Annotated in this window: 22 protein-coding genes; 20 read left to right on the plus strand and 2 right to left on the minus strand. The window is 32.6% G+C overall.

Annotated features, from left to right (window positions below; translation table 11 throughout):
• Both priA and IDG64_RS09515 read left to right on the plus strand, forming a co-directional pair.
• Positions 1–631 (plus strand): replication restart helicase PriA (gene priA, locus IDG64_RS09510; RefSeq protein ID WP_206171312.1); only part of this gene is annotated, 631 nt, incomplete at its 5' end.
• Between the two features lie 505 nt (positions 632–1,136).
• Positions 1,137–2,090: a hypothetical protein gene (locus IDG64_RS09515; protein WP_000751704.1), complete on the plus strand. Its 954-nt coding sequence runs from the start codon at positions 1,137–1,139 to the stop codon at positions 2,088–2,090.
• 162 nt (positions 2,091–2,252) lie between these two features.
• Here IDG64_RS09515 and IDG64_RS09520 read toward each other — a convergent pair whose 3' ends face one another.
• On the minus strand, positions 2,253–2,456 hold the full coding sequence (locus IDG64_RS09520; protein WP_001198024.1) for a TM2 domain-containing protein: 204 nt from the start codon (positions 2,454–2,456) through the stop codon (positions 2,253–2,255).
• 298 nt (positions 2,457–2,754) lie between these two features.
• Between IDG64_RS09520 and IDG64_RS09525 the strand changes: the two genes are divergently transcribed.
• From IDG64_RS09525 to IDG64_RS09565, 9 genes are all read left to right on the plus strand, one after another.
• Positions 2,755–3,243: a peptide deformylase gene (locus IDG64_RS09525; protein WP_000985287.1), complete on the plus strand. Its 489-nt coding sequence runs from the start codon at positions 2,755–2,757 to the stop codon at positions 3,241–3,243.
• Entirely contained in the window at positions 3,236–4,171 is a 936-nt protein-coding gene (fmt, locus tag IDG64_RS09530) for a methionyl-tRNA formyltransferase (protein ID WP_000161291.1), read from the plus strand. The genes IDG64_RS09525 and fmt overlap by 8 nt, the downstream gene beginning before the upstream one ends.
• A complete protein-coding gene (gene rsmB, locus IDG64_RS09535) occupies positions 4,168–5,475 on the plus strand; it encodes a 16S rRNA (cytosine(967)-C(5))-methyltransferase RsmB (protein ID WP_000572241.1) in 1,308 nt (435 codons plus the stop codon). Before fmt ends, rsmB begins: the two co-directional genes overlap by 4 nt.
• Before the next feature lie 2 nt (positions 5,476–5,477).
• On the plus strand, positions 5,478–6,572 hold the full coding sequence (gene rlmN, locus IDG64_RS09540) for a dual-specificity RNA methyltransferase RlmN (protein ID WP_000626897.1): 1,095 nt from the start codon (positions 5,478–5,480) through the stop codon (positions 6,570–6,572).
• A gap of 6 nt (positions 6,573–6,578) precedes the next feature.
• Positions 6,579–7,322, plus strand: a complete 744-nt coding sequence (locus IDG64_RS09545) for a protein-serine/threonine phosphatase Stp1 (protein ID WP_000888493.1) — start codon at positions 6,579–6,581, stop codon at positions 7,320–7,322.
• Positions 7,319–9,313 carry a serine/threonine protein kinase Stk1 gene (pknB, locus tag IDG64_RS09550; protein WP_000579556.1) on the plus strand — a complete coding sequence of 665 codons (1,995 nt, stop codon included), beginning with the start codon at positions 7,319–7,321 and terminating at the stop codon, positions 9,311–9,313. The genes IDG64_RS09545 and pknB overlap by 4 nt, the downstream gene beginning before the upstream one ends.
• Before the next feature lie 227 nt (positions 9,314–9,540).
• Positions 9,541–10,416, plus strand: a complete 876-nt coding sequence (rsgA, locus tag IDG64_RS09555; RefSeq protein WP_000847936.1) for a ribosome small subunit-dependent GTPase A — start codon at positions 9,541–9,543, stop codon at positions 10,414–10,416.
• Positions 10,417–11,061: a ribulose-phosphate 3-epimerase gene (gene rpe / locus IDG64_RS09560; protein WP_000164332.1), complete on the plus strand. Its 645-nt coding sequence runs from the start codon at positions 10,417–10,419 to the stop codon at positions 11,059–11,061.
• Positions 11,062–11,067: 6 nt separating this feature from the next.
• Positions 11,068–11,709, plus strand: a complete 642-nt coding sequence (locus tag IDG64_RS09565; protein ID WP_000547905.1) for a thiamine diphosphokinase — start codon at positions 11,068–11,070, stop codon at positions 11,707–11,709.
• 380 nt (positions 11,710–12,089) lie between these two features.
• On the opposite strand, the gene rpmB is transcribed toward IDG64_RS09565, so the two are convergent.
• The gene (rpmB, locus tag IDG64_RS09570; protein WP_000517908.1) at positions 12,090–12,278 is read right to left on the minus strand and encodes a 50S ribosomal protein L28; all 189 of its coding nucleotides are present in this window, start codon (positions 12,276–12,278) and stop codon (positions 12,090–12,092) included.
• 442 nt (positions 12,279–12,720) lie between these two features.
• On the opposite strand from rpmB, the gene IDG64_RS09575 reads away from it, so the two are divergent.
• From IDG64_RS09575 to rnc, 9 genes are all read left to right on the plus strand, one after another.
• Positions 12,721–13,095, plus strand: a complete 375-nt coding sequence (locus IDG64_RS09575) for an Asp23/Gls24 family envelope stress response protein (protein WP_000171418.1) — start codon at positions 12,721–12,723, stop codon at positions 13,093–13,095.
• Between the two features lie 14 nt (positions 13,096–13,109).
• Positions 13,110–14,756: a fatty acid kinase catalytic subunit FakA gene (gene fakA, locus IDG64_RS09580; protein ID WP_000623903.1), complete on the plus strand. Its 1,647-nt coding sequence runs from the start codon at positions 13,110–13,112 to the stop codon at positions 14,754–14,756.
• Between the two features lie 189 nt (positions 14,757–14,945).
• Positions 14,946–17,006 carry an ATP-dependent DNA helicase RecG gene (gene recG, locus IDG64_RS09585; RefSeq protein ID WP_001151497.1) on the plus strand — a complete coding sequence of 687 codons (2,061 nt, stop codon included), beginning with the start codon at positions 14,946–14,948 and terminating at the stop codon, positions 17,004–17,006.
• Between the two features lie 202 nt (positions 17,007–17,208).
• Complete coding sequence (fapR, locus tag IDG64_RS09590) at positions 17,209–17,781, plus strand: transcription factor FapR (RefSeq protein ID WP_001548538.1); 573 nt, start codon at positions 17,209–17,211, stop codon at positions 17,779–17,781.
• A gap of 4 nt (positions 17,782–17,785) precedes the next feature.
• Positions 17,786–18,772: a phosphate acyltransferase PlsX gene (gene plsX, locus IDG64_RS09595; protein ID WP_206171313.1), complete on the plus strand. Its 987-nt coding sequence runs from the start codon at positions 17,786–17,788 to the stop codon at positions 18,770–18,772.
• Positions 18,765–19,691 (plus strand): ACP S-malonyltransferase, encoded by a 927-nt coding sequence (fabD, locus tag IDG64_RS09600; protein WP_000047343.1) that lies wholly within the window; start codon positions 18,765–18,767, stop codon positions 19,689–19,691. The genes plsX and fabD overlap by 8 nt, the downstream gene beginning before the upstream one ends.
• Entirely contained in the window at positions 19,684–20,418 is a 735-nt protein-coding gene (gene fabG / locus IDG64_RS09605; RefSeq protein WP_000167269.1) for a 3-oxoacyl-[acyl-carrier-protein] reductase, read from the plus strand. The genes fabD and fabG overlap by 8 nt, the downstream gene beginning before the upstream one ends.
• Positions 20,419–20,851: 433 nt before the next feature.
• A complete protein-coding gene (locus IDG64_RS09610; RefSeq protein ID WP_000426914.1) occupies positions 20,852–21,085 on the plus strand; it encodes an acyl carrier protein in 234 nt (77 codons plus the stop codon).
• Between the two features lie 115 nt (positions 21,086–21,200).
• Complete coding sequence (gene rnc / locus IDG64_RS09615) at positions 21,201–21,932, plus strand: ribonuclease III (RefSeq protein ID WP_000043237.1); 732 nt, start codon at positions 21,201–21,203, stop codon at positions 21,930–21,932.
• Positions 21,933–21,937: the final 5 nt, after the last annotated feature.

Below are 21,937 nucleotides of genomic sequence, written 5' to 3' on the forward strand. Positions count from 1 at the left end.
AAAGTTATTGACTGAATTCGAAAAAGGTAACGGTGATATTTTACTAGGTACTCAGATGATTGCGAAAGGATTAGATTATCCAAATATTACTTTAGTTGGTGTGCTGAATGCAGATACAATGTTAAATTTACCTGATTTTCGGGCGAGCGAACGTACTTATCAACTATTAACGCAAGTGGCTGGTAGAGCTGGTCGTCATGAAAAGGCAGGTCAAGTCATCATTCAAACGTATAATCCGGATCATTATTCAATATTGGATGTTCAAAAAAATGATTATTTAACATTTTATCGTCAGGAAATGGAATATCGTAAATTAGGAAAGTATCCACCGTATTATTATTTGATTAATTTCACAATCTCACATAAAGAAATGAAGAAGGTTATGGAAGCATCGCAGCATGTTCATAAAATTTTATTACAGCATTTAACAGAAAAAGCGCTTGTACTAGGTCCATCTCCGGCAGCACTTGCGAGAATCAACAATGAATTTAGATTCCAAATTTTAGTGAAATATAAAAGTGAACCTGGATTATTACAAGCCATTCAGTTTTTAGATGACTATTACCATGAAAAATTTATAAAAGAAAAATTAGCATTGAAGATTGATATTGATCCACAGATGATGATGTAACATTACTAATTATTAGAAACAAGTTCAGTATGTACGAGTATTTGAACCAGTGTTTGAATATTTACTTTAAGTACAGAAAAAGGGCAGAATATACAACTGTTAACTATTTAAATTAGCAGTTTATATTCTGTCTTTTTATATGGCTTTATAACTTACGTGATTTTGGTTTGATAAGGAATTTATTAGTATTTTCATTTACGAATTCTGATTTTAATGCAAGCGCCATACTTACTGATGAATAAAAGTACTAATGATTAAACAAACTATTTTTAAATGGCAAATTGAAATAGTGCAAATTTTACACTTATAAATTAATGGCTATAAACTATTTTATATCTATCTATGTTTTAACTACTTAAATTATTAGACAAAACAATTTTCTTAAATTATCAATTAAAGTATTTAAAAATATTGATGGTTAATGTAAAATATCAATATAAATAAGTTTTTTAAATTTATGTATGTTTATTTGATTCAAACAAAATAACTTAAGAGGAGAAAGTTTATGAAAAAGACACTGGGATGTTTACTTTTAATTATGCTTTTAGTCGTAGCAGGTTGTTCTTTTGGTGGGAATCATAAATTATCATCAAAGAAATCAGAAGAATCAAAACAAGAAACTGTAAAAAAAGAATCGGAAGAAGAGAAAGATCCAGATTTAGAGAAATATGAAGAAATAGAGAAGAAAATGAAAGGAATTAAAGATGCGCCATCTCTTGATAAGTTGGATCCATTAATGACAGAAAAGTCGTTTACGAATAGTAAAGGGATTCAAGGATGGAAAGATTACAAAGAATTAATGGGTAAAGTGGAACTTGCAGATTATAGATTTACTAAAGATTCAAAAGGATCTTCAATAAAAGATGTTGATGCATTCTTTAAAGGTAAGAAAGGTATAAAAAGGAAAGTGATTGAAACACACGATGATGTAAAACAAGTTGATTATTGGTATGTAGATCCAGATGGAAAGAAAATTGGCAATTCAAACACACCTGTTTTTTACGCAGAAATTATGACAAAATATAAAGATGGAAAGTTAGTTTATGCATCAGTCGAACCAGGATCTTACGTAATACATAAAGATGATGCAATTAAATATGACGATTATTCTAAGTTAAAAAAATTAAGTCAGCTAACTAAACTTGATCATCCAAAACCAGTTCCATATAGCGTAGCTCAAATCAAATCTTTCGGAGTACCTTTAACAAGCGTTTCATTTATGACACATGGATCAAAGGATACTAAAGATGAAGTGTTGCCGGCATTGGCCTATTTCACTTTTTCACCAAAAAATTATGAAGACAAGTCTAATCCAGATCCAAAAGTTTTAAATTTAGTACATATGGATTTCTTAAATGCATCTAGTGATTTTGGTAACGCACATTTTGTTGTTTTAAGTAAATATATTAAAGAGTATGAATCAAACTATGAAACAGCGTCAGATGATTCTTTAAAATAGTATTTACTGTGTGAAAAATAAATAGTGTACTACATTAAATAATCGCAATAATAATCCCGATAAACAATCAGCATTACTGCTTATCATATAGAGTTCGTAATAACTATAACTCTATGATTCGCAAATAATAAATGATTGTCATCGGGATTTATTTTTATCAATTTATAAAGTGACATTACCTTGTTCATCAGCAGGTTTGAAAACAGTAATCACTGCACTAATAATTGCTAAAATGTGTGGGATACCTGTCCAACAGAATATTAAGTGTAGAATACCTTGCATATTCTTGCCGGCATAAAATTTATGAATACCAAAACTACCTAAGAACAATGCTAATAAAATATAAATAACTTTGTTTACTTGCATTTCTTTCCCTCCAGTTGAATTGCTTATAATGACATTAGCTTCTCTTTTTATTATACCCACTTTTAGTTCAAACATTCTAGTTTAAGCATTCCCAATCATCTAAATTTCAGTTATTCAATCCTTACAATAAATTTAGGATTACACTTCAGTTGCATTGTATTATTTTACGTGTGAAATATACGTAATGAATCACATGACAATCTTTAAATTGAAAAATATACATTCTATGATGTAAGGTCGCATTTTTAATATATTTACGTTATAATGGTTTGATGAATTTTATTGAGGAGTAAGAGCTATGGCGATTAAAAAGTTAGTACCAGCATCGCATCCTATTTTAACGAAAAAAGCGCAAGCAGTTATAAAATTTGATGATTCGTTAAAAAGATTATTACAAGATTTAGAAGATACAATGTATGCACAAGAAGCAGCTGGCTTATGTGCACCTCAAATTAATCAGTCATTGCAAGTGGCAATCATTGATATGGAAATGGAAGGATTATTACAACTTGTTAATCCGAAAATTATTAGTCAATCAAATGAAACGATAACAGACTTAGAAGGTTCAATTACATTGCCAGATGTTTACGGCGAAGTGACAAGAAGTAAAATGATAGTTGTCGAAAGTTATGACGTCAATGGGAACAAAGTTGAACTAACTGCACATGAAGATGTAGCAAGAATGATTTTGCATATTATAGATCAAATGAACGGTATCCCTTTTACAGAACGTGCGGACCGTATTTTAACAGATAAAGAAGTGGAGGCATATTTTATAAATGACTAAAATAATATTTATGGGTACACCAGACTTTTCAACAACTGTTTTAGAAATGCTTATTGCAGAACATGATGTCATTGCAGTCGTAACGCAACCAGATCGACCTGTTGGACGTAAACGTGTTATGACACCACCACCAGTTAAAAAAGTTGCAATGAAATATGATTTACCTGTATATCAGCCTGAAAAATTAAGTGGATCAGAAGAATTAGAACAATTGCTTCAATTAGATGTAGATTTAATTGTAACTGCTGCTTTTGGACAATTATTACCTGAATCATTGTTGGCATTACCAAAACTTGGGGCAATTAATGTACATGCATCATTGTTACCGAAGTATAGAGGTGGTGCACCAATTCATCAGGCAATTATCGATGGTGAACAAGAAACCGGCATAACAATTATGTATATGGTTAAAAAATTAGATGCAGGTAATATTATTTCGCAACAAGCAATTAAAATAGAAGAAAATGATAATGTCGGTACGATGCATGATAAATTAAGTGTATTAGGGGCAGATTTATTAAAAGAAACTTTACCATCTATTATAGAGGGCACAAATGAAAGCGTACCTCAAGATGATACGCAAGCAACATTTGCTTCCAATATTCGACGCGAAGATGAGCGAATTAGCTGGAATAAACCAGGAAGACAAGTGTTTAATCAAATTCGTGGATTATCCCCATGGCCAGTTGCTTATACAACTATGGATGACACTAACTTGAAAATATACGATGCTGAACTCGTTGAGACTAATAAGATAAACGAGCCTGGAACCATTATAGAAACGACTAAAAAAGCCATTATTGTTGCTACAAATGATAATGAAGCTGTTGCAATTAAAGATATGCAATTAGCTGGGAAAAAGAGAATGTTAGCTGCCAATTATTTAAGTGGTGCGCAAAACACACTAGTAGGGAAGAAACTTATATGATAGAAAACGTGAGAAGTCTTGCTTTTGACACGATTCAAGATATATTAAATGAAGGTGCGTATAGTAACTTGCGTATCAATGAAGTGTTGTCAGAAAATGAATTAAATGCAATGGATAAGGCTTTATTTACAGAAATTGTCTACGGAACCGTTAAAAGAAAATATACGTTAGATTTTTATTTAAAGCCTTTTGTGAAAACAAAAATTAAGGCATGGGTTAGGCAATTATTATGGATGAGTATTTATCAATATGTTTATTTAGATAAAGTTCCAAATCACGCCATCATTAATGAAGCAGTTGAAATAGCAAAAGAACGTGGTGGTTATCATAATGGTAATGTCGTAAATGGTATTTTACGTACAATGATGCGTAGTGACTTACCTGATTTTAATGAAATTGCAGATCCTAAAAAAAGAATGGCAATCGAGTATAGTATGCCGAAGTGGATTATAGATCATTGGGCAACACATTATGGTCTCGAAAAAACTGAAACAATTTTACAGTCATTTTTAGAAACGACATCAACAACTGTGCGTGCCAACCTGACGCGAGCATCATTAGATGATATTATTGAAAAGTTGCAAGACGAAGGTTATGACGTTGAAAAAGATCATGACTTACCTTATTGTCTCCATATAGGAGGACAACCAATTATTCATTCTCGTTCATTTAAAGATGGATTCGTTTCAATTCAAGATAAAAGCTCAATGTTTGTTGCACACATTATGAATGTAGACCGACATGATCACGTATTAGATGCATGTAGTGCACCTGGCGGTAAAGCTTGTCACATTGCTGAAGTTTTAATGCCAGAAGGGCAAGTTGACGCTTCAGATATACATGATCACAAAATAGACTTAATTAATTTTAATATAAAAAAATTACGATTAACAAATATTAAAGCCTTTCAACATGATGCGACAAAACCTTATGATAAAACATACGATAAGATACTTGTTGATGCACCATGTAGCGGATTAGGTGTAATGAGACATAAGCCGGAGATTAAGTATACTCAAAGCAAACAACATATTGAGTCACTAGTTGATTTACAGCTTGAAATATTGGAAAATGTAAAAAACAATGTAAAAATAGGTGGCGAAATCATCTATTCCACATGTACAATAGAGCAACTAGAAAATGAAAACGTGATTTATACGTTTTTGAAAAATAATAAAAACTTCGAATTTGAACCGTTTCAACATCCGATAACTGGAGAGTTGGTCAAAACGTTACAAATCATGCCGCAAGACTTTAATTCAGATGGATTCTTTATCACTAAGATAAAAAGAAAGGACAATTAGGAATGATAACTGCTGAAAAGAAAAAGAAGAATAAATTTCTTCCAAATTTTGACAAGCAATCAATATATTCATTGCGATTTGACGAAATGCAAAACTGGCTCGTTGAACAAGGGCAACAAAAATTTCGAGCGAAACAGATTTTTGAATGGTTATATCAAAAAAGAGTAGATTCGATTGATGAAATGACGAACTTATCGAAAGACTTACGACAGCTTTTAAAAGATAACTTTACTGTTACAACTTTAACAACTGTAGTAAAACAAGAAAGTAAAGACGGTACAATTAAATTCTTATTTGAATTACAAGATGGCTATACAATTGAAACTGTTTTAATGAGACATGATTATGGAAATTCAGTATGTGTAACGACACAAGTAGGTTGTCGTATCGGATGTACGTTTTGTGCTTCTACACTTGGCGGCTTAAAAAGAAACCTTGAAGCTGGCGAAATTGTTTCACAAGTTTTAACAGTTCAAAAAGCCCTTGATGCTACAGAAGAGCGCGTATCTCAAATTGTCATAATGGGTATCGGTGAACCATTTGAAAATTATGATGAAATGATGGACTTTTTAAGAATCGTCAATGATGATAATAGTTTAAATATTGGTGCACGTCACATTACAGTATCAACATCAGGTATCATTCCTAGAATATATGACTTTGCGGATGAAGATATTCAAATTAATTTTGCTGTAAGCTTACACGCCGCAAAAGATGAAGTGCGATCACGCTTGATGCCAATTAACCGTGCATATAATGTTGAGAAGTTAATCGAAGCAATTCAATATTATCAAGAAAAAACAAATCGTCGTGTTACTTTTGAATATGGTCTGTTTGGTGGTGTGAATGACCAACTAGAACATGCAAGAGAATTAGCACATTTAATAAAAGGCTTAAACTGCCATGTTAACTTAATTCCTGTCAACCATGTTCCAGAAAGAAATTATGTGAAAACGGCTAAAAATGATATCTTTAAATTTGAAAAAGAATTAAAGAGACTAGGAATTAATGCCACAATACGTCGTGAACAAGGTTCGGATATTGACGCAGCTTGTGGTCAATTAAGAGCAAAGGAACGACAAGTAGAAACGAGGTAAAGACAAATGCTAGAGGCACAATTTTTTACTGATACTGGACAACATAGAGATAAGAATGAAGATGCGGGTGGTATTTTTTATAATCAAACTAATCAACAACTTTTAGTTCTGTGTGATGGTATGGGTGGCCATAAAGCAGGAGAAGTTGCAAGTAAATTTGTTACAGATGAGTTGAAATCCCGTTTTGAAGCGGAAAATCTTATAGAACAACATCAAGCTGAAAATTGGTTGCGTAATAATATAAAAGATATAAATTTTCAGTTATATCACTATGCACAAGAAAATGCAGAATATAAAGGTATGGGTACAACATGTGTTTGTGCACTTGTTTTTGAAAAATCAGTTGTGATAGCAAATGTCGGTGATTCTAGAGCCTATGTTATTAATAGTCGACAAATTGATCAAATTACTAGTGATCACTCATTTGTTAATCATCTTGTTTTAACGGGTCAAATTACGCCGGAAGAAGCATTTACACATCCACAACGTAATATTATTACGAAGGTGATGGGCACAGATAAACGTGTGAGTCCAGATTTGTTTATTAAGCGATTAAATTTTTATGATTATTTATTATTAAATTCAGATGGATTAACTGATTATGTTAAAGACAATGAAATTAAGCGTTTGTTAGTAAAAGAAGGTACAATAGAAGATCATGGTGATCAATTAATGCAATTGGCATTAGATAACCATTCGAAAGATAACGTTACTTTCATACTCGCGGCTATTGAAGGTGATAAAGTATGATAGGTAAAATAATAAATGAACGATATAAAATTGTAGATAAGCTTGGCGGCGGTGGCATGAGTACCGTTTATCTTGCTGAAGATACGATACTTAACATTAAAGTTGCAATTAAGGCGATTTTTATACCACCTAGAGAAAAAGAAGAAACATTAAAACGTTTTGAACGAGAAGTACATAACTCATCACAGCTATCACATCAAAATATAGTAAGTATGATCGATGTTGATGAAGAAGATGACTGTTACTACTTAGTAATGGAATATATTGAAGGTCCGACTTTGTCTGAGTATATTGAAAGTCATGGGCCATTAAGTGTTGACACGGCGATTAATTTTACGAATCAAATATTGGATGGTATTAAACATGCGCATGATATGCGTATTGTACATAGAGATATTAAGCCACAAAATATATTAATTGACAGCAATAAAACGTTGAAAATATTTGATTTTGGAATTGCTAAAGCTTTAAGTGAGACGTCTTTAACTCAGACTAATCATGTGTTAGGTACTGTGCAGTACTTTTCGCCAGAACAAGCAAAAGGTGAGGCAACGGATGAATGTACAGATATTTATTCTATAGGTATTGTGTTATATGAAATGCTTGTTGGTGAACCACCCTTTAATGGAGAAACTGCAGTTAGCATTGCGATTAAACATATTCAGGATTCTGTGCCAAATGTGACAACAGATGTACGTAAGGATATTCCGCAATCTTTAAGTAATGTCATTTTACGCGCTACAGAAAAAGACAAAGCGAATCGTTACAAAACAATTCAAGAAATGAAAGATGATTTGAGTAGTGTTTTACATGAAAATCGAGCGAATGAAGATGTCTATGAACTCGATAAAATGAAAACGATAGCGGTACCTTTGAAAAAAGAAGATCTAGCAAAGCATATTAGTGAACATAAGTCGAATCAACCTAAACGTGAAACGACGCAAGTACCTATTGTAAATGGGCCTGCTCATCATCAGCAATTCCAAAAGCCAGAAGGTACGGTTTACGAACCAAAACCTAAAAAGAAATCAACACGAAAGATTGTGCTCTTATCACTAATCTTTTCGTTGTTAATGATTGCACTTGTTTCTTTTGTGGCAATGGCAATATTTGGTAATAAATACGAAGAGACACCTGATGTAATCGGGAAATCTGTAAAAGAAGCAGAGCAAATATTCAATAAAAACAACCTGAAATTGGGTAAAATTTCTAGAAGTTATAGTGATAAATATCCTGAAAATGAAATTATTAAGACAACTCCTAATACAGGTGAACGTGTTGAACGTGGTGACAGTGTTGATGTTGTTATATCAAAAGGCCCTGAAAAGGTTAAAATGCCAAATGTCATTGGTTTACCTAAGGAGGAAGCCTTGCAGAAATTAAAATCGTTAGGTCTTAAAGATGTTACGATTGAAAAAGTATATAATAATCAAGCGCCAAAAGGATACATTGCAAATCAAAGTGTAACCGCAAATACTGAAATCGCTATTCATGATTCTAATATTAAACTATATGAATCTTTAGGCATTAAGCAAGTTTATGTAGAAGACTTTGAGCATAAATCCTTTAGCAAAGCTAAAAAAGCCTTAGAAGAAAAAGGGTTTAAAGTTGAAAGTAAGGAAGAGTATAGTGACGATATTGATGAGGGTGATGTGATTTCTCAATCTCCTAAAGGAAAATCAGTAGATGAGGGGTCAACGATTTCATTTGTTGTTTCTAAAGGTAAAAAAAGTGACTCATCAGATGTCAAAACGACAACTGAATCGGTAGATGTACCATACACTGGTAAAAATGATAAGTCACAAAAAGTTAAAGTTTATATTAAAGATAAAGATAATGACGGTTCAACTGAAAAAGGTAGTTTCGACATTACTAGTGATCAACGTATAGACATTCCTTTAAGAATTGAAAAAGGAAAAACAGCAAGTTATATTGTTAAAGTTGACGGTAAAACTGTAGCTGAAAAAGAAGTCAGCTATGATGATGTATAAATATAATTGAAGTAAATGTACCGAGGTTTCTATTTGGAAGTCTCGGTATTTTTATGTTGAGATTGCGGTAGTTTTAAAATGCTTCATGTCATCATATACAGGTGAGCATTGTCTATCAATTCTGTATCACTCTCACAATATTTATATCATTTGAAATGATCATTTATATATTAATTTTCCAGTCTTTGATATAATAAATGCAGTAAAATTAATCGAGAGGTGCCATTTTGAAGACAGGTCGAATAGTGAAATCAATTAGTGGGGTATATCAAGTAGACGTTAATGGCGAACGTTTCAATACAAAACCACGAGGATTATTTAGAAAGAAAAAATTTTCACCGGTAGTTGGTGATATAGTGGAATTTGAAGTACAAAACATTAACGAAGGCTATATTCATCAAGTGTTTGAGCGGAAAAATGAGTTGAAAAGACCACCTGTAAGTAATATAGATACACTAGTAATTGTAATGAGTGCTGTCGAGCCAAATTTTTCAACGCAATTATTAGATCGATTTTTAGTTATTGCACATTCGTATCAGTTAAATGCGAGAGTTTTGGTGACTAAAAAAGATAAAACACCAATTGAAAAGCAGTTCGAAATTAATGAGTTGTTGAAAATATATGAAAATATTGGCTATGAGACTGAATTTATTGGAAATGATGATGATCGAAAAAAAATTGTAGAAGCTTGGCCAGCTGGACTTATAGTACTTAGTGGTCAATCAGGTGTCGGTAAGTCCACTTTCTTAAATCATTATCGTCCAGAACTTAATCTTGAGACAAATGATATATCAAAATCATTAAATCGAGGAAAGCATACTACAAGACATGTCGAACTATTCGAACGTCAAAACGGTTATATTGCAGACACACCTGGATTCAGTGCTTTAGATTTTGATCATATAGATAAAGATGAAATAAAAGATTATTTTCTTGAATTAAATCGATATGGTGAAACATGTAAGTTTAGGAATTGTAATCATATCAAAGAACCTAATTGTAATGTTAAGCATCAATTAGAGATAGGGAATATTGCGCAATTTAGATACGACCATTATTTACAACTATTTAATGAAATTTCAAATAGAAAGGTTAGATATTAAATGACAAAACTATATCCATCATTATTATCTGTTGATTTTTTGGATTTACAACATGAATTAAAACGACTTGAAGAAGCAGGTGTCGACGGAGTTCATTTTGATGTTATGGATGGTCAATTTGTGCCTAATATATCTATTGGTTTACCAATATTAGATGCAGTAAGAAAAGGCACAACATTACCTATAGACGTACATTTGATGATTGAAAATCCAGAAAAGTATATTGCATCATTTGCAGAACATGGTGCCGATATGATTTCAATTCATGTCGAATCAACGCCTCATATTCATCGTGCTATTCAAATGATTAAACATTTAGATAAAAAAGCTGGTGTAGTAATTAATCCTGGTACACCAATATCACAAATTGAACCTATTTTAGACATTGTTGATTATGTACTAGTGATGACAGTTAACCCAGGGTTTGGTGGTCAATCATTTATTGATCAATGCGTAGAAAAAATAGCGGGTCTTAATGCTATTAAAATGGAACGTCAATTAAACTTTGATATTGAAGTTGATGGAGGCGTAAATACCGATACAGCGAAAGTTTGTGTTGAAAATGGTGCTACAATGCTAGTAACAGGTTCATTTTTCTTTAAACAAGAGGATTATAAAAAAGTCACACAAGCATTGAAAGGTTGAGTGTATATGCATATAAATTTATTATGTTCTGATCGACACTTGCCGCAAGATATTTGGGCCAAAAGTAATGAAGGTAAATGGGGCGGCGTTGATAGAGGTGCTTTGATTTTATTGAAGCATCAAATTATCCCTTTTTTCTCAGTGGGAGACTTTGATTCAGTCAGTAAAGAAGAACGCCAACTTCTAACAGAACAGTTACAAATCAAACCAGTTCAAGCTGAAAAAGCTGATACGGATTTAGCTTTAGCGGTTGATAAAGCTGTTGCACTTGGATTTGATAGTATTACAATTTATGGTGCAACAGGCGGACGATTAGATCACTTTTTTGGGGCAATTCAGTTATTATTGAAAAAAGCATATTATAAACATGATGTTCATATAGAAGTTATCGATCAACAAAATAAAATTGAATTATTGCCTAAAGGTCAACATACAGTTGAAAAAGATAAGAGTTATCCGTACATTTCATTTATACCGATGACTGATGATGTAGAACTTTCTCTAGCAGGTTTTAAATATAATTTAGCTAGACAAATGCTTAATATAGGTTCTACTTTAACTATTTCAAATGAAATTGAGTCTTTGCAAGCGAAAGTAACTGTACATGATGGGTTGATTTTGCAAATTAGAAGTACAGATTTAAATTAAGTATATTCAAATTTGTGAGGATTTTTAATAAAGTGCATGAGTTATTTAACAAAGTGACGTTTATAGATAGAATTTATAACATAATAATAGATGAATCACGCTGTAATTAATGAAGATTATGGCGTGATTTATTATTGAAAGGAAAATTGTAGGTCCTAGTACATTGATTTATGTGCCAAAATCGATATTGAACCCATAAGTCCAATTTGACAGAGAACCATTATTAAACGTATTAACCAAATTATATTGATAGTTCGAATTTCACTATGAACCATTATGTATTGTTTGGTAACAAAAAAAGAACTAAGAGGTTGAGCTCTTAGTTCTTAAGTAAATGTGTCCTCCACATAAGGTCACATTTTTTATGTGCAATATATTTATTAAACTCTAGTTACTTTACCAGATTTTAAAGCACGTGCAGAAACCCAAACTTTTTTAGGTTTACCGTCAACTAGGATTCTAACTTTTTGAAGGTTAGCGTTCCATCTACGTTTAGTAGAGTTTAAAGCGTGTGAACGTCTGTTACCAGTCGAAGCTTTACGACCTGTTACGAAACATTGTTTACCCATATGAGTACCTCCTTTAATAAATATAAATACACATAACTACTTATATACTTAATTAAGATAGCATAGTTTCATTTGAAAAACAATGAATAATTTTCACATAAAAGTCAAAAATACTGAGTTTTGTGATATAATTGTAGACTGTGAAGTTATGTAGTATGATATTTTAGAGAAATAAGTGAATGAAACATTTAAAATTTTTATTTAATGATACTACATCTATTAAAAGAAAACGCCTATAGATAATCGTCATGAGTGTAAATTCAGTTTACTCAAAATATAATAGGTGATTTAAGCGTAAGTCATTCTGATAAGTTGTACCATTGATATTTTATAAAAATAATCAATGAAACTTAAAGCGTTTATGACTACACTAAGTGGTAAAATTTTAAAAGTGATTAGGGAAAACGAATAATAAACTTTGAAATTTAGGAGGGACAAAGATATGACATTAGAGATTTCAAATGATTACGGTAAAATTGATATTTCAAACGAAGTGATTGCTTCGGTTGTAGGTGGAAAGGCCGTTGAATGTTATGGTATTGTAGGTATGGCATCTAGACAACAAGTTAGAGATGGTATTGCGGAAATACTAGGACATGAAAATTATGCTAAAGGCATTAAAGTAACTGAAAATAATGGCGTAGTGGATATAGATATGTACATTATTGTAAGTTACGGTGTGAAAATATCTGAAGTTGCCAATAATGTACAATCAACAGTGAAATATACTTTGGAAAAATCACTTAATGTATCAGTAAATTCAATCAATATATATGTACAAGGTGTACGTGTGAATAATACAGGCAAGAAAGCTTAGGAGGACAACTTGAAATGATTAGCAAAATTAATGGTAAATTATTTGCCGATATGATTATACAAGGGGCACAAAATTTATCTAACAATGCAGATTTGGTAGATTCTTTGAATGTGTATCCAGTGCCAGATGGTGATACAGGAACAAATATGAATCTTACTATGACTTCAGGTCGCGAAGAAGTAGAGAATAATTTGTCGAAAAATATCGGCGAATTAGGTAAAACATTCTCGAAAGGTTTACTAATGGGTGCAAGAGGTAACTCTGGTGTCATCTTGTCACAATTATTCAGAGGATTTTGTAAAAATATTGAAAGTGAATCTGAAATTAATTCAAAATTGTTAGCTGAAAGTTTTCAAGCTGGTGTTGAAACGGCATATAAAGCTGTTATGAAACCAGTTGAAGGTACAATACTTACAGTTGCAAAAGATGCTGCGCAAGCTGCAATAGAAAAAGCAAATAATACTGAAGATTGTATAGAATTAATGGAGTACATTATTGTAAAAGCCAATGAATCACTTGAAAACACACCAAACTTATTAGCTGTACTTAAAGAAGTTGGTGTTGTTGATAGTGGCGGTAAAGGTTTGTTATGCGTTTACGAAGGATTCTTAAAAGCGCTTAAAGGTGAAAAAGTTGAAGCTAAAGTTGCAAAGATAGATAAAGATGAATTTGTACATGATGAACATGATTTCCATGGTGTAATTAATACTGAAGATATTATTTATGGCTATTGTACTGAAATGATGGTTCGTTTTGGAAAGAATAAAAAAGCCTTTGATGAACAAGAATTCAGGCAAGATATGAGTCAATTTGGTGATTCTTTATTAGTCATTAATGATGAAGAAATTGTGAAAGTTCACGTGCATACCGAATACCCAGGTAAAGTGTTTAATTATGGTCAACAATATGGTGAATTAATTAAACTTAAGGTTGAAAATATGAGAGAACAGCATCGTGAAGTGATTCGAAAAGAACAGCACACAGCTAAACCGAAAATGGAAACGGTTGAAACAGCGATTATTACTATTTCTATGGGTGAAGGTATTTCAGAGATATTTAAATCAATGGGTGCCACACATATCATTAGTGGTGGACAAACGATGAATCCTTCTACAGAAGATATCGTTAAAGTCATTGAACAATCAAAATGTAAACGTGCAATTATTTTACCGAATAATAAAAATATTTTAATGGCAAGTGAACAAGCAGCGAGTATTGTTGATGCAGAAGCTGTTGTTATTCCAACGAAATCTATTCCTCAAGGTATAAGCGCACTATTCCAATATGATGTGGACGCAACACTTGAAGAAAATAAAGCGCAAATGGCTGATTCAGTAAATAACGTTAAATCTGGTTCATTAACGTACGCTGTTCGTGATACGAAAATTGATGGCGTTGAGATTAAAAAAGACGCGTTTATGGGCTTGATTGAAGATAAGATTGTAAGCAGCCAAAGTGATCAATTAACAACGGTTACTGAGTTGTTAAATGAGATGTTAGCAGAAGATAGTGAAATATTGACTGTGATTATTGGTCAAGATGCAGAGCAAGCAGTTACAGATAACATGATAAACTGGATTGAAGAGCAATATCCAGATGTAGAAGTGGAAGTTCATGAAGGTGGACAACCAATTTATCAATATTTCTTTTCAGTAGAATAAAAATTTAAAATAAAAAACTACCAATGATAAATCATCAGTTGGTAGTTTTTTATTTTGCTATTTTAGTGAGATAGCGGGTTAAAAGTATCATTCTCGAGTTGCTAACAATGTCATGTTCAACTTAGTCATGATAAAATAAATAACATACTAAATGATACGTAAAATCAAATAAAACATAGGTGATTTATTTTGGCTAAAGTAAACTTAATAGAAAGTCCATATTCTCTTTTACAATTAAAAGGTATAGGTCCTAAGAAAATAGAAGTATTGCAACAACTAAATATTCATACAGTGGAAGATCTTGTTCTTTATTTGCCAACTAGATATGAAGATAATACAGTGATTGATTTGAATCAAGCAGAAGATCAATCTAACGTTACGATAGAAGGACAAGTATATACAGCTCCAGTAGTTGCATTTTTTGGAAGAAATAAATCAAAATTAACCGTTCATTTAATGGTAAATAATATTGCTGTCAAATGTATTTTTTTCAATCAACCGTATTTAAAAAAGAAAATCGAATTAAATCAAACTATAACTGTTAAAGGTAAGTGGAATAGGGTTAAACAGGAAATTACTGGTAATAGGGTTTTCTTTAATTCACAAGGGACACAAACTCAAGAAAACGCAGATGTTCAATTAGAACCAGTCTATCGTATTAAGGAAGGTATTAAACAAAAGCAAATACGAGACCAAATTAGACAAGCGTTAAATGATGTGACAATTCATGAATGGTTAACTGATGAACTAAGAGAAAAATATAAATTAGAGACCTTGGACTTTACTTTGAACACATTACATCATCCTAAAAGTAAAGAGGATTTATTACGTGCTCGTAGAACCTATGCATTTACTGAACTGTTTTTATTCGAATTACGTATGCAATGGCTAAATAGATTAGAAAAGTCATCTGACGAAGCAATTGAAATTGATTATGACATAGACCAAGTTAAATCATTTATTGATCGTTTACCTTTTGAACTAACTGAAGCACAGAAATCCAGTGTTAATGAAATTTTTAGAGATTTAAAAGCACCAATACGTATGCATCGATTACTTCAAGGTGATGTAGGTTCAGGAAAAACAGTAGTTGCTGCAATTTGTATGTATGCATTAAAAACGGCTGGTTATCAATCAGCATTGATGGTACCAACTGAAATTTTAGCAGAGCAACATGCTGAAAGTTTAATGGCTTTATTTGGAGATTCTATGAACGTTGCATTGTTAACTGGGTCAGTAAAAGGTAAGAAACGAAAGATACTTTTAGAACAACTTGAAAATGGTACGATTGATTGTTTAATTGGAACCCATGCTTTGATTCAAGATGATGTGATTTTCCATAATGTTGGTTTAGTAATTACAGATGAACAACATCGATTTGGTGTGAATCAACGCCAGCTTTTAAGAGAAAAAGGTGCAATGACGAATGTGTTATTTATGACAGCAACGCCGATACCAAGAACACTAGCAATATCAGTTTTTGGTGAGATGGATGTGTCTTCAATTAAACAATTACCAAAAGGTCGTAAACCTATCATTACTACTTGGGCAAAGCATGAGCAATACGATAAAGTTTTGATGCAAATGACCTCAGAGTTGAAAAAAGGTCGTCAAGCATATGTCATTTGCCCGCTTATAGAAAGTTCTGAGCATCTCGAAGATGTTCAAAATGTTGTCGCATTGTACGAGTCTTTACAACAGTATTATGGTGTTTCCCGTGTAGGGTTATTGCATGGTAAGTTGTCTGCCGATGAAAAAGATGAGGTCATGCAAAAGTTTAGCAATCATGAGATAGATGTTTTAGTTTCTACTACTGTTGTTGAAGTAGGTGTTAATGTACCGAATGCAACTTTTATGATGATTTATGATGCGGATCGCTTTGGATTATCAACTTTACATCAGTTACGCGGACGTGTGGGTAGAAGTGACCAGCAAAGTTACTGTGTTTTAATTGCATCCCCTAAAACAGAAACAGGAATTGAAAGAATGACAATTATGACACAAACAACGGATGGATTTGAATTGAGTGAACGAGACTTAGAAATGCGTGGTCCTGGCGATTTCTTTGGTGTTAAACAAAGTGGATTGCCAGATTTCTTAGTTGCCAATTTAGTTGAAGATTATCGTATGTTAGAAGTTGCTCGTGATGAAGCAGCTGAACTTATTCAATCTGGCGTATTCTTTGAAAATACGTATCAACATTTACGTCATTTTGTTGAAGAAAATTTATTACATCGTAGTTTTGACTAATTGCCATGCTGATTTGTCAATTTGAGTGCAACACTTCGTTAATTGAGTGATATGACACTTGAACTATTTAAATGTAAAGTGGTATTTTAACAATTTATAAATTTTCGACTAAATAATAGCTAAATAATACAGTTATTTGTTGAGTCGGTTAAATAGAAAGTGTTATGATATGTGAGGAATGTTTAAGACTAGGTACTAAAAAATGAGGGGTGAGACGTTGAAACTAAAGAAAGATAAACGTAGAGAAGCAATCAGACAACAAATTGATAGCAATCCCTTCATCACAGACCATGAACTAAGCGACTTATTTCAAGTGAGTATACAAACAATTCGTTTAGATCGCACTTATTTAAACATACCAGAATTAAGGAAGCGTATTAAATTAGTTGCTGAAAAGAATTATGACCAAATAAGTTCTATTGAAGAACAAGAATTTATTGGTGATTTGATTCAAGTCAATCCAAATGTTAAAGCGCAATCAATTTTAGATATTACATCGGATTCTGTTTTTCATAAAACTGGAATTGCGCGTGGTCATGTGCTGTTTGCTCAGGCAAATTCGTTATGTGTTGCGCTAATTAAGCAACCAACAGTTTTAACTCATGAGAGTAGCATTCAATTTATTGAAAAAGTAAAATTAAATGATACGGTAAGAGCAGAAGCACGAGTTGTAAATCAAACTGCAAAACATTATTACGTCGAAGTAAAGTCATATGTTAAACATACATTAGTTTTCAAAGGAAATTTTAAAATGTTTTATGATAAGCGAGGATAAAATTATGGTTAAATTAGCAATTGATATGATGGGTGGCGACAATGCGCCTGATATCGTATTAGAAGCCGTACAAAAGGCTGTTGAAGACTTTAAAGATCTAGAAATTATACTTTTCGGTGACGAAAAAAAGTATAATCTGAACCATGAACGAATCGAATTTAGACATTGTTCTGAAAAGATTGAAATGGAAGATGAGCCTGTTAGAGCGATTAAACGTAAAAAAGATAGCTCAATGGTAAAAATGGCTGAAGCTGTGAAATCTGGTGAAGCAGATGGATGTGTGTCAGCAGGTAATACTGGTGCTTTAATGTCAGCTGGTTTATTCATTGTTGGACGTATTAAAGGTGTAGCTAGACCGGCTTTAGTAGTAACATTGCCAACGATTGATGGAAAAGATTTTGTCTTTTTAGACGTTGGTGCAAATGCTGATGCTAAACCTGAACACTTATTACAGTATGCGCAACTAGGGGATATTTATGCTCAAAAAATTAGAGGTATTGATAATCCGAAAATCTCATTATTAAATATAGGAACCGAGCCAGCTAAAGGTAATAGTTTAACGAAAAAATCATATGAGTTATTAAATCATGATCATTCATTGAATTTTGTTGGGAATATTGAAGCGAAGACATTAATGGATGGCGATACAGATGTTGTAGTTACCGATGGCTATACTGGGAACATGGTCCTTAAAAATTTAGAAGGTACTGCAAAATCAATCGGTAAAATGTTAAAAGATACGATTATGAGTAGTACTAAAAATAAATTAGCAGGTGCAATATTGAAGAAAGATTTAGCTGAATTCGCTAAAAAGATGGATTACTCAGAATACGGTGGTTCCGTATTATTAGGATTGGAAGGTACTGTAGTTAAAGCACACGGTAGTTCAAATGCTAAAGCTTTTTATTCTGCAATTAGACAAGCGAAAATCGCAGGAGAACAAAATATTGTACAAACAATGAAAGAGACTGTAGGTGAATCAAATGAGTAAAACAGCAATTATTTTTCCGGGACAAGGTGCCCAAAAAGTTGGTATGGCACAAGATTTGTTTAATAACAATGATCAAGCAACTGAAATTTTAACTTCAGCAGCAAAGACGTTAGACTTTGATATTTTAGAGACAATGTTTACTGATGAAGAAGGTAAATTGGGTGAAACTGAAAACACGCAACCAGCTTTATTGACGCATAGTTCGGCATTATTAGCAGCGCTAAAAAATTTGAATCCTGATTTTACTATGGGGCATAGTTTAGGTGAATATTCAAGTTTAGTTGCAGCTGACGTATTATCATTTGAAGATGCAGTTAAAATTGTTAGAAAACGTGGTCAATTAATGGCGCAAGCATTTCCTACTGGTGTAGGAAGCATGGCTGCAGTATTGGGCTTAGATTTTGATAAAGTCGATGAAATTTGTAAGTCATTATCATCTGATGACAAAATAATTGAACCAGCAAACATTAATTGCCCAGGTCAAATTGTTGTTTCAGGTCACAAAGCTTTAATTGATGAGCTAGTAGAAAAAGGTAAATCATTAGGTGCAAAACGTGTCATGCCTTTAGCAGTATCTGGTCCATTCCATTCATCGCTAATGAAAGTGATTGAAGAAGATTTTTCAAGTTATATTAATCAATTTGAATGGCGTGATGCTAAGTTTCCTGTAGTTCAAAATGTAAATGCGCAAGGTGAAACTGACAAAGAAGTAATTAAATCTAATATGGTCAAGCAATTATATTCACCAGTACAATTCATTAACTCAACAGAATGGCTAATAGACCAAGGTGTTGATCATTTTATTGAAATTGGTCCTGGAAAAGTTTTATCTGGCTTAATTAAAAAAATAAATAGAGATGTTAAGTTAACATCAATTCAAACTTTAGAAGATGTGAAAGGATGGAATGAAAATGACTAAGAGTGCTTTAGTAACAGGTGCATCAAGAGGAATTGGACGTAGTATTGCGTTACAATTAGCAGAAGAAGGATATAATGTAGCAGTAAACTATGCAGGCAGCAAAGAGAAAGCTGAAGCAGTAGTCGAAGAAATCAAAGCTAAAGGTGTTGACAGTTTTGCGATTCAAGCAAATGTTGCCGATGCTGATGAAGTTAAAGCAATGATTAAAGAAGTAGTTAGCCAATTTGGTTCTTTAGATGTTTTAGTAAATAATGCAGGTATTACTCGCGATAATTTATTAATGCGTATGAAAGAACAAGAGTGGGATGATGTTATTGACACAAACTTAAAAGGTGTATTTAACTGTATCCAAAAAGCAACACCACAAATGTTAAGACAACGTAGTGGTGCTATCATCAATTTATCAAGTGTTGTTGGAGCAGTAGGTAATCCGGGACAAGCAAACTATGTTGCAACAAAAGCAGGTGTTATTGGTTTAACTAAATCTGCGGCGCGTGAATTAGCATCTCGTGGTATCACTGTAAATGCAGTTGCACCTGGTTTTATTGTTTCTGATATGACAGATGCTTTAAGTGATGAGCTTAAAGAACAAATGTTGACTCAAATTCCGTTAGCACGTTTTGGTCAAGACACAGATATTGCTAATACAGTAGCGTTCTTAGCATCAGACAAAGCAAAATATATTACAGGTCAAACAATCCATGTAAATGGTGGAATGTACATGTAATATATTTGAGCTAAAGCTCAAGATAAAGACGTAGTAATCAATAAATTGATAACTGATAAGCGGAACGCCTGAGCTAAAGCTAATTGACGCAGTGGTTGACTGGTCATCCAATGGAGAATTGCCTGACCTAGTCAACTTTGCGGGGGAAATTCTAAGCAACCTAGATAAGGTTCGAGAATTTCTCCCTAAGAAACACTAATCAATAAATTGATAAGAAGATTAGAGGAACGCTTGAGCTAAAGCTCAAGATAAAGACGCAGTAATCAATAAATTGATAACTGGGATAGAGGTACACCTGAGCTAAAGCTCATGCATAAGAAACACTAATCAATAAATTGATAAGTGTTTCTAAAATTTCTACTTGTTTTTTAGAATTTAAAATGGGAAAATATAATAGTCTATGTATAGGCATTTTTAAAGGAGGTGAATCGACGTGGAAAATTTCGATAAAGTAAAAGATATCATCGTTGACCGTTTAGGTGTAGACGCTGATAAAGTAACTGAAGATGCATCTTTCAAAGATGATTTAGGCGCTGACTCACTTGATATCGCTGAATTAGTAATGGAATTAGAAGACGAGTTTGGTACTGAAATTCCTGATGAAGAAGCTGAAAAAATCAACACTGTTGGTGATGCTGTTAAATTTATTAACAGTCTTGAAAAATAATAAATCTTACATCTGGGTCGTCAGTATTGTCGACTCAGTTTTTTTCTTTAATTATCAATAGTTTTAACGTAAAATTAAAGATGATTCAAGAGCAACACATAAAGGAGATAAAATAATGTCTAAACAAAAGAAAAGTGAGATAGTTAATCGTTTTAGAAAGCGCTTTGATACTAAAATGACAGAGTTAGGCTTTACTTATCAAAATATTGATTTATACCAACAAGCATTTTCGCATTCGAGTTTTATTAATGATTTTAATATGAATCGTTTAGACCATAATGAGCGTTTAGAGTTTTTGGGTGATGCGGTATTAGAATTGACGGTTTCACGATATTTATTTGATAAACATCCCAACTTGCCAGAAGGGAATTTAACAAAAATGCGTGCCACTATTGTATGTGAGCCCTCACTTGTAATATTTGCGAATAAAATTGGATTGAACGAAATGATTTTACTTGGTAAAGGTGAAGAGAAAACAGGGGGACGTACAAGACCATCATTAATATCAGATGCATTCGAAGCATTTATTGGGGCATTGTATTTGGATCAAGGACTAGATATAGTTTGGAAATTTGCTGAGAAAGTCATTTTCCCACATGTAGAACAAAATGAGTTATTAGGCGTGGTAGATTTTAAAACACAATTCCAAGAATATGTGCACCAGCAAAATAAAGGTGATGTAACCTATAATTTAATAAAAGAAGAGGGACCGGCACATCATCGTCTATTCACTTCAGAAGTTATTCTGCAAGGGGAAGCAATAGCTGAAGGTAAAGGGAAAACGAAAAAAGAATCAGAACAACGTGCTGCTGAAAGTGCCTATAAGCAATTAAAACAAATTAAATAGAAATT

Source organism: Staphylococcus sp. EG-SA-15 (assembly GCF_017151895.1).
Taxonomy (GTDB): Bacteria; Bacillota; Bacilli; order Staphylococcales; family Staphylococcaceae; genus Staphylococcus; species Staphylococcus aureus.